Origin of the sequence: uncultured Bacteroides sp. (assembly GCF_910585845.1) — a bacterium.
Classification (GTDB): Bacteria; Bacteroidota; Bacteroidia; order Bacteroidales; family Bacteroidaceae; genus Bacteroides.
Genome location: NZ_CAJUHF010000013.1, coordinates 1 through 15070, shown reverse-complemented (window position 1 = coordinate 15070; position 15070 = coordinate 1). Strand labels below are relative to the sequence as shown.

Below are 15070 nucleotides of genomic sequence, written 5' to 3'. Positions count from 1 at the left end.
AATTCTAATGTATTAATTCGTTCATTAAATTAAAACGTAACACTCAGACCCAGCGCAACGCTTTTTGTCATCTGGTTGACACCGTATGCTTCGGGATCGTTCTCATCAATATGGTCGAAGCTGAAGAGGTCGATACCACGCACGTACAACTTGGCGGCATTCATAAATTTCGTCTTTTTCAGCCAAGAAGCAGGCAATTTGTAGTACACTTCCAGATTGCGCAGCTTGAAGAAGGAGCGGTCTGCCAACCAAAGGGTTGAAGTTTGGTAGTTATTGGCATTGCTTTGGCTGCTCAGGCGTGGGAACTTGGCATTCTGATTCTGCGGTGTCCAACGATTGTCGTAAGCATATTGTGAGATATTGGTATTGTTTATCAGAGGCCAGTACATGCTCTTGGTGTTGAGTACTGCACTATAGTTGCCTGTTCCCTGGAACATGGCATAGAATCCGAGGCCTTTCCACTCTGCACCTAAATGCAACGTATAGTAGATTTCCGGACAAGTGGTACTGTAGCCGATAGCCACTTTATCGTTGGCGTCGATGATGTTGTCGCCATTCACGTCGCGATATTTGATGTCACCGGGTTTCACCGTAGAGAATGTCTGCTTGGGACTTGCGGCGATGTCTGCTTCATCCTTGAAGAAACCGATGGCCTCCAAGCCGTAAGTCTGCTTGTAAGGATTGCCAGTCTGCACCAGGTTGGCATATTGGCGGGGTTCTTCCAGCATCTCCTTGATCTCATTCTTGTTCAACGAGAAGTTTCCTCCGATATTGAAATCCACCTGGCCGAGTTTCTTGTTATAGTCAAGGCCAACTTCTATACCCTTGCTGTCTACGATACCTGCATTTTCGTACGGAGTATCCATACCGAGTATAGCCGAATACTTACCTTCCGATGTCACCCAAATGTCTGTACGGTGTTCTTTCCAGAAATCAAGAGTCACATCCAGGCTGCCGAAAAGCTTCGCATCTACACCTACATTGTATTTATAGGCTTTTTCGTGTTTCGGATTAGCCGTAGCCATTCGTCCGAGGTAGGTACGTCCGAATTCTGAGTTCCAACCGCTGTCGAAAGGATAGACACCTCCCGAAGTACCATATTGCTGGGCATAGTACGACCAGACTTCATCACCCGGCAAGTTGTCTACATTGATGATACCTGCCGATGCACGCAGTTTCAAGAAGTTCACCCATTTCACGTCTTCCATGAACTTTTCCTTAGAGATGACCCATGCGGCCGACACCGTAGGCGAGAAAGCCCATTTGGTACCGGGAGCCAAACGGCTGCTGGCACTTTCCACCAAAGCGAGGTCTACGAAGTAGCGGTTCATATAACCGTAGTGCGACCACCAGGTAATGTTCTGGCGGTTCACCGTATTGTTGATACCGCTCGGATCGTTGCTCTCGTAGTCCCATTTCAACTGGCTGTAGATGCTATGGTCACCGAACGTACGCTGATAATTAAAGCCCAAATCAAAATGAAGCAGGCGGTCGAAGGTATTTGTTTTCGCTTCCGTGCCCATTTCACTGTCCTTGCCATAAGTGGCGCTCTTTACTGTAGGCTCATTGGCACCGTCTGCCCATGTGGGCGCATTGACGCTGTAGACATATTCCTTGCTATGGTTCTCAAAGATATTGGCAATGTTGTCATAGCTGATGCGTACAAATGCTCCCAAGCCTTTGGTCAGGCCGGAAAGATCCTGGGTCAACTTCATGTCGGCAAAGAATGAACGGGTGTGATTCTTATAGTAAGCCGCACCGGCACTCTGTGCTACAGGGTTCAGCGTACCTGCCCATGTGTCACTACCTCCCCAAATGCCGTTTGCATCCCTGATGGGGAATGCGGCAGAAGGCACCGTGTAAACCATATCCCAAAGGTTGGCCTGTGCACCCGGACGGGATGTCTCCTGCAATACACCCAACAGGTTCACTTGTACATCGGTGGTCTCGGTCAGGTCGATGTCCATGTTCATACGCAGGTTGCCTTTCACATACTTGTCTTGTGTGGAGTAGCCTTCATTCAAATTGTACTCCTTCACAAATCCCTTATTGGAAATCAAGTCTATCATGGTGTAGTAACGGAATTTTTGACCGCCGCCACGGAACTCGATGTTATACTTGTCGGTCATTGCATTGTCGCGGAACGTTTCATCCACCCAGTTCACGCTCGGGTAGAGATAAGGCATTGTCCCATTGCGTAAAGCATTGAGTTCGTTATTGCTGTAACGTGGAGCCAGACCGTCATTGGCACGTGCTTCGTTGATAGCCAGCCCGTAGGTATAGCCATCTACAAACTTGGGCTTGTTGGCAAGCGTAGTAAACAGGTGGTCGTATGACACCTTTACACTTCGCGTGTTGTATTTGCCTCGTTTGGTAATGATGTTGATGGCTCCATTGATGCCCTTATATCCATAGATGGCAACGGCTGCCGCATCTTTCAGGACAATGACGTTTTCCACTTCTTCGGGAGCGATGCTGGTAATGTCCCGTTGAATGCCGTCGACCATGACTAACGGAGAGTTCTTGTCGTTCAATGTCTGCAGTCCACGTACAAAAAAAGTGGGATTTGCATCAGCATAACGTCCGCCGCTCTGCAACGATATCAAGCCATTGCCCTGGCCGAGAATGGAGTTGCCGATATTCTTGGCACTGCGACGGTCGGTCGTTTCGGAACTGATGATCGATACTGAACCGGTAGACTCTTCACGGGTCAGTAATCGCTCGGCACCTACATCGATGGTCTGGCCTACAAACTTGTCGGTCTGTTCTTCGTTTGATTCCTGTGCCGTCGTCGGCAGGCACAGACCTGCTAAGAGCGACAACACAATTATATATTTTTTATTCATAACGTATTATTTTACTTTATACATTTTGATTGTTCATTATTAAAGGGAATTACCATCCGGCATTCTGTACCAAACCGTAATTCTTGTTCACTTCCGTTATGGGGAACGGCTGCAAGTACCACTTCGGATCAAATCCATCCGACCACCAGGCACGGGCACCGGTAGTAATCTGGAAGCGTTCGTAATCGAAATGTGACGGCTCGTAGAAGTTAGGATCATCTTCCGACAAGCCCTTATTCAATGACTTGTTGTACCATTGGGTTTCAGAACGCACCCATTTACCGTCTTTGTCCTTCACCAAGCGATAGATACGCAAGCCGTGGAGCGGACGTCCCAACAAGTCGGCGCGCTTGTAGCGGATCAAGTCGAAGTAGCGTTCGTTTTGGAAAGCCAAGTCGCAAGCGCGTTCGCGCATGATTTCTGCCAGCAGATTTTCTTTGTTTGATGTCAGGTTCTTGTCGGGATTACATTCCACCAGTCCTTTCAGACCCACGCGGGCACGCACTTCATCCACATAGCTGATGGCATCAGTGAAACTTCCTCCGGTCTGAACGATAGCTTCTGCGTAAGTCAAGTAGATATCGCTCAACATGATGGCATTCCACTGCGGGAACTTCCTTCGCATGGCTTCACCTACTATATATTTCAGCATGCGGTAACCGGTAGCGTACTTACCCGAATTGGTCTTAGAATTGGTGCCGGCAGTAGTACCACCTACCCAAGTTTCCCAGTTATTACCGCTGGAACGTCCGTCACCCCAGTTCACGGTCTGGCGTGCACCGTTCACTATTGCAGTTTCATACAGACGAGGGTCGCGGGTATAACGAAGGTTCTGCAACTGCTGCCTGCCTTTCACGGTATCTCCCTTCACAAACATATAGTCCAATTTGCCTTCTTTTTCCGCCTTTTCCCAATCGAACGGAGTTCCGTCTGCCCAGGGGAACATCTCGATGTATTCTTGTGTCGGACAATAAGAGTAACGGTCATTACCTCCGCTACCATCAGCTTTTCCTCCCCAGCCTAAATTATACCAACCATAGTCGTTGCCATGAGCATTTTTACTACGGCGGACACTGTGCAGGATCTCCGTACTGTTTTGCAGGATATAGCCGCTACGGAAAGCATAACGGTAATCTTCCTGCGTATTGCCGATCGGTTTTATAAACTGATAATGTCCCTGGCTCTTCAATTGTGCAAAGAAATCGTCGCATGCCTTCTTCAGTTGTGTCCACAGTTCGGGTTTGCTGCCACCATACCAGGAACAAAGTTCGGATTCTGTCGTATATTTACCTTGATAGTAAGGCTGAGCGTCATTGAACAAAGGTGATGCGGCAAAAGCCAAGACTTTACATTTCAGTGCCATAGCACCAGCCAAAGTCCAGTGTCCGGTTTCAGACTTTGCTTCAGCACCGGTATAGGCCCAAGGCAATGCCTTGTTGCCGATTACGGTATCCAGCAATTCCAACATGAAATCCACAGTAGCTTCCACACTGGCACGTGGCAGATCGTAACTGCTCTCTGCACCGCTGAACGACTGACGGATAATAGGCAGACCGCCATACCAACGGAAAGCGATAAAATAAGTATAAGCCATCAGACATCGTGCCTCGTCGGCTATACGCGCCTTCTCGGCATCGCTCATGTCAGGCACCTCGTTGATGCGTTCAATCAGAATCCAGCAGTGACGTATATTCTCCCAGATATATTCATTCGTATAAGGATAAATATTTCCGTTCTTCTTGTTGTCGATAGCCGAAGTCAGCGAACCGTTATAGTATTTGGTAAATACAATGGTATTGTTGAAGAACAGATGGAAGTCATCTCCCAGCGCATCGGGCATTCCCTTCCAATAGTTCTGACACTGCGGGGCATTGTTTGTGGAATTGGCAGGCAGGTTATAATACTGCGTAGAGTAAACACTTGCCAGGAAGTTACGGGTATATTCCGGATTGGAAAATACCTCATCGGCAGTCACCGTACCGCCCGGGGCCTTTTCCAAAAAGGCATTTCCGAACTTGATCTCATCGGTACAAGAAACCATTCCGAGAGTAGCTACGGCTGCTACACCTATGATATGTTTGATATTCAGTTTCATTTTCTCTTAAAAATTAAGTTTTAGACTAATGGTATAAGTACGTTGAAGCGGATATGAGGGCGAAGTGCTGGCACGTGTTTCGGGGTCACCCCAGATGTAGGGAGTGAATGTCAGCAGGTTGTAACCGCTAAATGCTACCTGGGCACGATCCAAACCAATCTTCTTGAAGAAGGGGAACTTCATGTTATAGGCAAGCATAAGCGTCTTCAGGCGCAGGTACTTCGCGTCTTTTTCATAAAGAGCACAATCCTGATAGTTGTTGGTAGCTCCGTTGGTCCAAGTGGCGCGCGGATACTCATAATCCTGCCCTCCCTTTTCGGGATTCCATGTATTCTCAAGATGATACTTCAACAAACCGCCACGGTCTTTCGTCGTACGGTCTAGGAACGGATAGCGGAATACGTCGCTGATGACACGCGATACGTCCCAAGACCCCGTCCACTGCATGTTAAATTCAAAATCCTTCCATGCAAAACCGGCATTCAGACCGGCCACGTATTGCGGGTCGTCGGTATAGCCCAGGTCGCGGGTCTTATCGTCTTCATTGATAATGCCGTTGCCGTCCAAATCCACAAACACGGCATCACCCTCTTTCAGGTCGACAAGCTGCTTCGGGAAAGGCTGGCCGAATTTCTCTTCGTACAGGCGGGGGGTGTCTTCGTCGTAGAAACGGAAGAACTGGTACATGTAGCGTGCACCGATGCGGTGTCCCTTTTCATACTGGTAAGCATTGGTATAGGGAGTTTCTTTCTTTTCGATAATCTTATTCTGGTTGTGAGAGAGATTCAGCGTAGCCCAGTAGCGGAATTTGTCGTTCACCTTGTGGTTCCAGTTCAGGGAGACTTCCCATCCCCAGCTGTCTACCACACCCAAGTTGGCGTAAGGCGGCTGGAAACCTACGATGGAGGGTGCCGTATAGTCTTTCAGCAGGATGTTCGTACGGTGCTCCTTATAGTAGTCGAAAGTTGCACGCAGACGGTCGTTCCAGAGATTGATGTCGATACCGTAGTCCTGTTTGAAGGCCTTTTCCCAAGTCACCTCAGGATTGTTCTTGCTGTTCACGTCTTCATAATAAGCCGGCAACGTCGTTGCGTTCTCCACACCGAAGTTATAGGCATATCCGCCACGGGCACCCAGCGCGTCACTGTACAGATAGGGGTCAGCCAGATACATGAAGCGTGAACCACCCACCTTGTCATTACCTACCAGACCCCAGGAAGCACGGAGCTTCAAGAAAGAAACGACTTCTTTCAAGGGAGTGAAGAATTTTTCCTCGCTGACTACCCATCCGATAGAACCAGCCGGGAATACACCGAAACGGCGGTCGGGGTGGAAGTTTTCGGAACCGTTGTAACCTACATTGAATTCGGCCATGTAACGGCTCTTGTAGTCGTAAGTGACACGGCCTACCAGACCTACGTAACCGCGCGGGATGTCCGAATAAGTTTTAGGGTAATATTCCTTGCTCTGGTTATAAAGCATCAATGCACCTACGGAATGGTCGCCGAAAGTGCGGTTGTAGTTCAGTTGGGCTTCAAAATACCAGTCGCGTGCCTTGCCGGTTTCTTCACTGTAAGTGACAGGAGTATTCTCGCCTTCCTTACGATAAAGAAGCGAACCATCACTCTGGATGACAGGAAGATAAGACGCACGATTCACCGTTCCTTCTTTGGTCACGTTGAACATATTGTTATATGAGCCCTTGAGCTTCAAGGCAAGACCTTTGGTGATGAAATCCAACTTCTGACTCAAGGCAAGGTCCATCTGCAATTTGTTGTTGTTATAATGGTAATAACCGCCTGTACCTCCGCTGTTGTAATAAGTCAATCCATTACCTCCTACGAAAGGCAAGGTCACTCCATCGGTATAATCGGTGGTAGTACTGATATATCTGCCGTCTATGATACCCGGGCTGCTGAAAGGAGTGGCCTGCACCATACTCATAATCATGCCCGAAGCACCGCCGCTGGTGTGGGGTTTCTGTGCATTGTCCACCGTACCGGCTATATTGAACGACAGCGTGGTAGTCTTACTAAGGTCCAAGTCTAAGTTGGAGCGATAGTTGAAACGCTGATAACGGTAGTCATAATGGAAATCGTCGAACTCGGTAAACAGACCGCCTTGTGTCATGAAACCGGCAGAAACGAAATAACGCATCGTCTTGGTACCTCCGCTGATGTTGATATTATGCTTGGTCTGCATGGTCATATCTTTCATGATGTAATCCATCCAACGCATACTTGGGAAACGAATGGGGTCGCTTCCGTCTTTGAACTTCTGAAGCACTTCGTCGGAGAACATCGGATTAAAGGTTTCGCCGCTGCTGAAATCGAAGTCGTTCCGCTGCATCTGGTTGAAGAAAGTACCATATTCATAACTGTTCGCCTGTTCCAAGAGGCGCGTCGGGGTCAATGCTGAGAATGAGGTGTTGATGTCAATCTTGGCCTCTCCTTCTTTACCGCGCTTGGTGGTAATCAGGACGACACCGTTAGCACCGCGCACACCGAATACGGCCGTAGCCGAAGCATCCTTCAACACGGTAATGCTTTCGATGTCTTCCGGGTCAATGTCTGCCATAGAACGTTCCACACCGTCCACTTGAATCAACGGGGCGGAATCGGCCCAAGTACCCTGACCACGCACGAAAATCGTAGCACCGTCCGAACCCGGCTCACCCGAATACTGCACGGTGGTCACACCGGAAAGCTGACCGGCCAACACATTGTTAACAGAAGAAACCGGTGTACGAACCAGGTCGTCCGATTTCACGCTCGAAAGCGCACCGGTCACCGTTACTTTCTTCTGTACGCCATAGGCCACCACCTCCACTTCGGCAAGCATTTCGGAATCTTCTTCCAAAACTACATGCAAAGTAGTCTTTCCTGTTACGGAGATCGTCTGCATCTTGTAGCCTACGAAACTGATTTGAATAGTTCCATTCGAAGGAACGCCAGAGAGAGTGAAATTACCGTCGATATCGGTAATCGTACCGCTGGTAGTACCTTTGACTACCACACTTGCACCAATAATAGTTTCACCAGTCTTATCGACAACTGTTCCCGAAACTGTTTTGCTTTGCGCATTGGCCGTCATGGCCAACACGGATAACAAAGCAACAAAGAACAACCGCCGGATTCTGTCCAGACAGCCATAAAGTGAGATCTTTATGTTCTTCATACTTTAATTATTAAGTTAATAAAAAAGGGTTATTAATTTCAGAAAATTCAAAAGATTGCATTTTTTCAGCCCTATGTCTTTTTAGTCTTAATTACAAATTATTTTAGAAGAGGGGATCGCAAAGAAAATATTCATGCGGTTTTACTGATTTTGGTTCTTGCTGTTGATTTTGGTTCTTGCTGTTTTTCATACTTTAAATTGTTAAGTTAAGAAATAATTTTTTCCTCCCACAGGTAAGATGAACAGGTCTATCTATGGTGGAAGTGTGGTGCAAATATACTAAGTACGTGCATAAAGAAGCTATGGAGAATAGTACAAATGCATGGAAAAACGTCCTTTGTCCCTAAAATAGCATGTAAAAAACAACAGATAAAATCAAAATGAATAGTCTCAACATCATTTCGCTTATTCCGGGGTTGTCGGGTATAATCCATGGATATCATACCCGACAAGCTTCCATACAGGGGCGTTGACGGGTAAAAAAGATGTCGGAAAACCTCTATTTTTGTTTGCCAAGATAAGGGAAGTCTTCACCTCTTTCTTCTTTTACATGATATTCACTTCCCCGTTTTTTGCGGCGGTTACTGATGCCGAGTTTGCGGAGTATGCGCCCGAATTGGGCGACTTTGTTGATGGACAGCCGGTCTTTCGTCTTTTTCTGTAAGTAGGAGATGATCTCCATTGGTGTCATCCACAAGCCTTCTTCGTTGTCTTGTGCGGCGCGGAAGTGGCAAAGGAAGAGTTGCTCCAGCGGAGTGGGTTGTTCAAACTCTTGGTTGGTCTGTCGTAATATGTCTTTATCTCCCTATCTTCTTGTTTTTTCTTTGCTTTTTCTTTATATTTGTGTGCTTTATTATTGCACCTACCACATAGGTGGAGCACGTGTTTCATATCTATGGTTTGCGTGAACTACGACTGTGAATCAACTGCTCCACAAGTGTGGAATAGGTGCTCCACACTTGTGGTCGATTGATAATATCGCTTTATTGACGGATTAACATGGGTGGTTGAAGAAATGCCCCCCGTTTATTATCAGATGGATACAAGCAGGTTGTCTAATCGGAAAAGTGCTGAGATAGGCTTTTGCTACTTTGTCCTGCGGAAAGGGCAAGAACATGGTGAAAGTAAAGAAAACGGCGAGAAGAAAACAACAAGGCAATCAAGAAGAAAACTGCCGGGCGATAAGGAGATAAGAATACGATAATCAAGCGATAACAATAAGGCAATTATGAGATGAGAAGCAGACATCAATGAGATGATAATCAGATGTCAATGAGATGATAATCAGACATCGTAAAATGAGAATCATACATCAATGAAGATAATAATCAAGCAATAACAGAGAAAAATAACAAGAAACAAGTAGAATCTGAAAAAACGAAAGAACTATGGCAATATCATTTGATTGGTACGAGAATCCCAAAACGAAAGAACATCAGGACGAAGAGCAAACCCTGCACCCCCGTGTACTCCTGAACGGTTCCACCAGCACTGCCAAGTTGCGGAGCTTCATACAAGAATACTGTTCGCTGACAGAAACGGACGTACTTGCCGTGCTTGATGCCTTATCCCACTTTATGGGAAGGGAACTGAGCGACGGCAGACAGGTACACTTGGACGGAATCGGCTACTTCCGCCCTACGCTGGCCTGCACCGAAACCGTAACCGCAGACACCAAGCGCAAAAGCACCAAGGTGAAACTGAAGAGCATCGCCTTCCGTCCCGACATGGAACTGAGGCGCGAGATTGGAAACATAAAGGTCAAACCACTGAAGATACGCGACCTGCAACAGAGGAAACTCACCCCCGAAGAGATAGACAAACGGGTGGAAAACTTCTTCCTCACCCACGACTTCATGACGAAAGGAGACTTTTGCACCATTAACGGAATGTCGAGAACAACTGCTTCCCGACACATCAAGCGCCTTTGTGAGGAAGGAAAACTGGAAAATAAGGGGCTTCAGAAACAACCTATTTATGTGCTGAAAAAGGCTTAACGGTCAGATTGTGAATGCGATAAGACTGAACGGTGTAGGGTGTAGGTAAATTTGCTTACACCACCTACATCGTGTGCCTACACCGATGTATCTTGTTGATGAACAATGATATATAGCCAACGGTGTAGGTGTGTAGGCACAAAAACTCTGGGTAGAGAGAACTGTTTTTTTCATTGCGGAGAATCTTTAGAAAATAAGATGGTAAAGAGAGCGATATTTTTATTACTTTTGCACCAATCTATCATTCATTCAATTTTTAAGGAATACTATCAAATTTAAGGAATACTATCTCATGGCTAAGAAAAATTCTACAAAAGATACCGAACAGTCTCTATCCTTGTTTGCTAAAATAGGGGAAGTCTTCAGAAGCGAGACTGTGCATTTTGTTATCGGATTGATGTTGGTTATATTTTCAGTCTATCTGTTGTTGGCATTTTCCTCCTTCTTTTTCACGGGAGCTGCCGACCAAAGCATCCTCGAATCGGGCGATCCGCAAGAACTGGCTTCCCTCAATAATGGCGTCAAGAACTATGCCGGTTCACGTGGTGCGCAGTTGGCGAGTTATCTGATTAACGATTGTTTCGGCATTTCTTCTTTCTTCATTTTGGTCTTTCTTGCGGTGGCAGGACTGAAGCTGATGCGGGTGCGCAAGGTCAGACTGTGGAAGTGGTTTGTCGGTTGCTCGTTGTTGCTGATCTGGTTTTCGATCTTTTTCGGATTTGCCTTCAAAACGTACTATCAGGATTCGTTCCTCTATCTGGGAGGTATGCACGGCTATAACATCAGCAATTGGTTGGTGTCGCAAATCGGTATGCCAGGTGTATGGCTGATTCTGTTGCTGACGGCTATATGCTTCTTCATCTATACCAGTGCAAACACCATCATTTGGTTACGGAAGTTGTTCGGCCTTAGTTTCCTGAAACGCAGTAAGAAGGAGAAGTGGGAGCAATGTGAAGACTCGGAAGAACTTGAAGAGGCTAAAGAAGTTGCTCAAGGAGATACTCCGGAAGAATTTACAGATTCATGGACTGCAAAGAGAAAGAAAGCCTTTGCTCCGGAACTAATGCCCGATGCTGCCGCTGATCCTGCTCCGTCTGATGAAACAGATGTCGCAGAAGACGAAGTGGCGGAGGAAAGCTACAACGACCATCTTGCTGAAACTCCCGAAGACGAGACGGTGGAAGACGTACTGGAAGAGAATACACTCACCTTGGAACTGGATACTACGATGAAGACTCCGCCCGCCGGTTCCTCTTCTCACTCCGAAGTGGATATGATCATAGAAACACCGGTTACTGAACTTGCCTCTTCCCTCAGTGAGAAGCCCACGGAACAGCCGAGACGAAATGAACCAGCTTTTGAAGTGGAAACCGTGGAAGACGAAGAGTATGACGCAACGGATCTGGAACCCTACAACCCGCGTCTCGACTTGGAGAATTACCATTTCCCGACCATCGACCTGATGAAGCATTATGACGACAACGGTCCCACGATAGACATGGCTGAACAGAATGCCAAAAAGGACAAAATCGTAACCACATTGCATAACTTCGGCATCGAAATCAGTACGATCAAGGCGACTGTAGGACCTACGGTGACGCTCTATGAGATTACTCCCGAACAGGGTGTACGTATCTCCAAGATCCGTGGTCTGGAAGATGACATCGCCCTCAGCCTTGCCGCATTGGGCATCCGTATCATCGCGCCTATCCCCGGAAAGGGAACTATCGGTATCGAAGTGCCGAACTCCAACCCGAAGATCGTCTCCGGACAGAGCATCATCGGCAGCAAGAAGTTCCAGGAGTCTACCTACGACCTGCCTGTCGCATTGGGTAAGACGATTACCAACGAAGTGTTCATGGTCGATTTGTGCAAGATGCCGCACATGCTGGTGGCGGGTGCTACCGGTCAGGGTAAGTCCGTCGGACTGAATGCCATCATCACCTCCTTATTATATAAGAAGCATCCGGCTGAATTGAAGTTCGTGCTTGTCGACCCCAAGAAAGTGGAATTCAGCATCTATTCGGTGATCGAACACCATTTCCTTGCCAAACTGCCCGATGGCGAAGATGCCATCATCACCGACGTGACCAAGGTGGTGCAGACGCTGAACTCGCTCTGTGTGGAGATGGATACCCGCTACGACTTGCTGAAAGCTGCCCATGTGCGCAACGTCAAGGAGTATAACGAGAAATTCATCAACCGCAAACTGAATCCGGAAAAGGGACATCGGTTCATGCCGTATATCGTAGTCGTGATTGATGAGTTCGGCGACCTGATTATGACAGCCGGTAAGGAGGTCGAATTGCCTATTGCGCGTATCGCCCAGCTGGCGCGTGCCGTAGGTATCCATATGATCATCGCCACGCAACGTCCGACCACGAACATCATCACTGGTACCATCAAGGCGAACTTCCCTGCCCGTGTCGCATTCCGTGTGTCCGCCATGATCGACTCGCGCACGATTCTCGACCGTCCGGGTGCTAACCAGCTGATAGGTCGTGGAGATATGCTCTTCCTGCAAGGTGCTGATCCGGTGCGTGTGCAGTGTGCCTTTATCGATACGCCGGAAGTGGCTGATATCACCAATTTCATTGCCAAGCAACAGGGCTATCCTACAGCGTTCTATCTGCCTGAGTATGTAGGTGAAGACGGGGGTAGTGATTTGGGAGATGTGGATATGGGACGTCTTGATCCGTTGTTCGAAGATGCCGCCCGTTTGATTGTCATCCATCAGCAAGGTTCCACTTCGCTCATTCAGCGTAAGTTCTCCATCGGATATAACCGCGCAGGGCGTATCATGGATCAACTGGAGAAAGCCGGCATCGTAGGACCGACGCAAGGTAGTAAACCGCGTGAGGTGCTCTGTGTTGACGAGAATGATTTGCAGATGCGGTTGAGTAATCTGTTGTAATTGCGGTTTGAGTAATCTGTTGTAATTGCAGCTTGAATAATCTGTTATAGTTGCAGTTTGAACAATCTGCTATAATTATTGTTAGACAAGTAATGAAGAATATACTATTAACTTATATATGTTTGTTCGGTCTGCTGCTTCCGGCTTCGGCGCAGCAATTAGATGCCAAAACGGTATTGGACCGTACTGCTGATGCTTTCCGCCGTGCGGGAGGGGTAGAGGCGGAGTTTACTGTGCAAGCCAGTTCGAATGGTGTGTCGGAAGGTAGTTCCACGGGAGTTATCCGTTTGCAGGGACGGAAGTTTATGTTGGATTCCGAAGGAGTGAAGACCTGGTTCGACGGTCGTACGCAGTGGAGTTATCTTTCCGGTAGTGACGAAGTGAACATCTCCGAACCTACCGCAGACGAGTTGCAGAGCATTAACCCGTACGCCCTGTTGACCATTTACAAACAGGGATATCAGATCCGTTCGGGTAGTACGAATGCTTTTGGCGGAAAGTCCATATATGAAGTCACGCTGACAGCTATGGATAAAAGACAGGATTTGCAGTCCGTCAATCTTTATATCGCTAAAGATACATTTCAGCCTTTGCGTGTCAGCATGCAGCAAAGGGGAGGGGGAAATGTGGTCATCCGTATCACATCTTATAAATCGGGACAGACCTATCACGATAGTTTTTTTACCTTCGACCGAAATGCCTATCCTACTGCGGAGGTGATTGACTTGAGGGATTGAACAGAACAATTGACAGTTGATAATTGACAATTGATAATTGACAATTAGGGGGAGGGGTGGTCATTGATGGCTGATGATAGAGTAATATTATCCTTTTATCCTTTAGCAGTTAAGACTATTGGCTTTAACTCCTGACGAAGCGTAGCGGAATGATAACTCCTTCTAACTCCCGATAACTCCTAATAACTTCTAAAACAAATATACTAAGAATAATATAAATGAAATGATTATGGAAACAGAAAAAGTAAAATGTCTGATTGTAGGTTCCGGACCGGCTGGTTATACAGCAGCCATTTATGCGGGTCGTGCTAATCTGTCTCCGGTGCTTTATGAAGGATTGCAGCCCGGCGGTCAGTTGACTACTACTACGGATGTGGAGAACTTCCCCGGTTATCCCGAAGGTATCAGCGGTCAGCAGTTGATGGACGACTTGCGTAAGCAGGCTGAGCGTTTCGGTGCCGACCTGCGTTTCGGTGTAGCTACGGCTTCCGACCTGAGTGCCGCTCCCTATAAGGTGACGATTGATGGAGAGAAGGTGATCGAGGCGGATACACTGATTATTGCCACTGGTGCTACAGCGAAATATCTGGGACTGGAGGATGAAAAGAAATATGCAGGTGTAGGCGTCAGCGCTTGTGCCACTTGCGACGGTTTCTTCTATCGGAAGAAGGTTGTAGCTGTAGTCGGCGGGGGTGATACGGCTTGTGAAGAGGCGGTTTACCTGTCCGGTTTGGCGAAGAAAGTCTATCTGGTGGTACGTAAGCCTTTCTTGCGCGCTTCCAAGATCATGCAAGAGCGTGTGATGAATCGGGAGAATATAGAGGTCTTGTTCGAGCATAATGCTGTAGGCTTGTTCGGCGAGGGTGGAGTGGAAGGTGTCCATCTGGTGAAGCGTATGGGCGAGTCGGACGAGGAACGTTACGATCTGCCTATCGACGGTTTCTTCCTCGCTATCGGCCATCAGCCTAATTCGGATATCTTCAAAGCTTATCTGGATACGGATGAAAATGGATATATCATGACCGAAGGCAACAGCCCGCGGACGAAGGTGCCGGGAGTATTTGCTGCCGGTGATATTGCCGATCCTCATTATCGTCAAGCCATTACGGCGGCGGGTAGCGGTTGTAAAGCTGCACTGGAAGCAGAGAGGTACCTTTCGGCGAACAATCTTCTCTGATTGGCGGAAGATATTTGTTTGAAGAACTGTCTTTGAGGAGTTATCGGGAGTTGAAAAGAATTATTCGGGAGTTTAGAGCCTGTTTAAATTTTCCTCAATAATAATCTTATAGTGGCTAATTTGACCA

General features: G+C 47.4%; 8 protein-coding genes. 4 read left to right on the top strand and 4 right to left on the bottom strand.

Features of this window, described 5'->3' with window-relative positions; all coding sequences use genetic code 11:
* Positions 1 to 29: 29 nt before the first annotated feature.
* From QZ323_RS05580 to QZ323_RS05565, 4 genes are all read right to left on the bottom strand, one after another.
* Complete coding sequence (locus QZ323_RS05580) at positions 30 to 2846, bottom strand: SusC/RagA family TonB-linked outer membrane protein (protein ID WP_294633517.1); 2817 nt, start codon at positions 2844 to 2846, stop codon at positions 30 to 32.
* A 49-nt stretch (positions 2847 to 2895) separates the two neighbouring features.
* On the bottom strand, positions 2896 to 4941 hold the full coding sequence (locus tag QZ323_RS05575) for a RagB/SusD family nutrient uptake outer membrane protein (protein WP_294633515.1): 2046 nt from the start codon (positions 4939 to 4941) through the stop codon (positions 2896 to 2898).
* Positions 4942 to 4947: 6 nt separating this feature from the next.
* The gene (locus QZ323_RS05570; RefSeq protein ID WP_294633574.1) at positions 4948 to 8034 is read right to left on the bottom strand and encodes a TonB-dependent receptor; all 3087 of its coding nucleotides are present in this window, start codon (positions 8032 to 8034) and stop codon (positions 4948 to 4950) included.
* Between the two features lie 583 nt (positions 8035 to 8617).
* Positions 8618 to 8869: a DUF3874 domain-containing protein gene (locus QZ323_RS05565; protein ID WP_294633573.1), complete on the bottom strand. Its 252-nt coding sequence runs from the start codon at positions 8867 to 8869 to the stop codon at positions 8618 to 8620.
* A gap of 637 nt (positions 8870 to 9506) precedes the next feature.
* Here QZ323_RS05565 and QZ323_RS05560 point away from each other — a divergent pair.
* The 4 genes from QZ323_RS05560 to trxB all read left to right on the top strand — a co-directional run bounded on the left by QZ323_RS05560 (position 9507) and on the right by trxB (position 14943).
* The gene (locus QZ323_RS05560; protein ID WP_294633513.1) at positions 9507 to 10115 is read left to right on the top strand and encodes a DNA-binding protein; all 609 of its coding nucleotides are present in this window, start codon (positions 9507 to 9509) and stop codon (positions 10113 to 10115) included.
* A 292-nt stretch (positions 10116 to 10407) separates the two neighbouring features.
* A complete protein-coding gene (locus QZ323_RS05555; RefSeq protein ID WP_294633511.1) occupies positions 10408 to 13029 on the top strand; it encodes a DNA translocase FtsK in 2622 nt (873 codons plus the stop codon).
* Positions 13030 to 13121: 92 nt separating this feature from the next.
* Positions 13122 to 13766: a LolA-like putative outer membrane lipoprotein chaperone gene (locus QZ323_RS05550; protein WP_294633509.1), complete on the top strand. Its 645-nt coding sequence runs from the start codon at positions 13122 to 13124 to the stop codon at positions 13764 to 13766.
* Between the two features lie 229 nt (positions 13767 to 13995).
* Positions 13996 to 14943, top strand: coding sequence for a thioredoxin-disulfide reductase (gene trxB / locus QZ323_RS05545; RefSeq protein WP_294633508.1), 948 nt, complete (start codon positions 13996 to 13998; stop codon positions 14941 to 14943).
* The last annotated feature ends 127 nt before the right edge of the window (positions 14944 to 15070 follow it).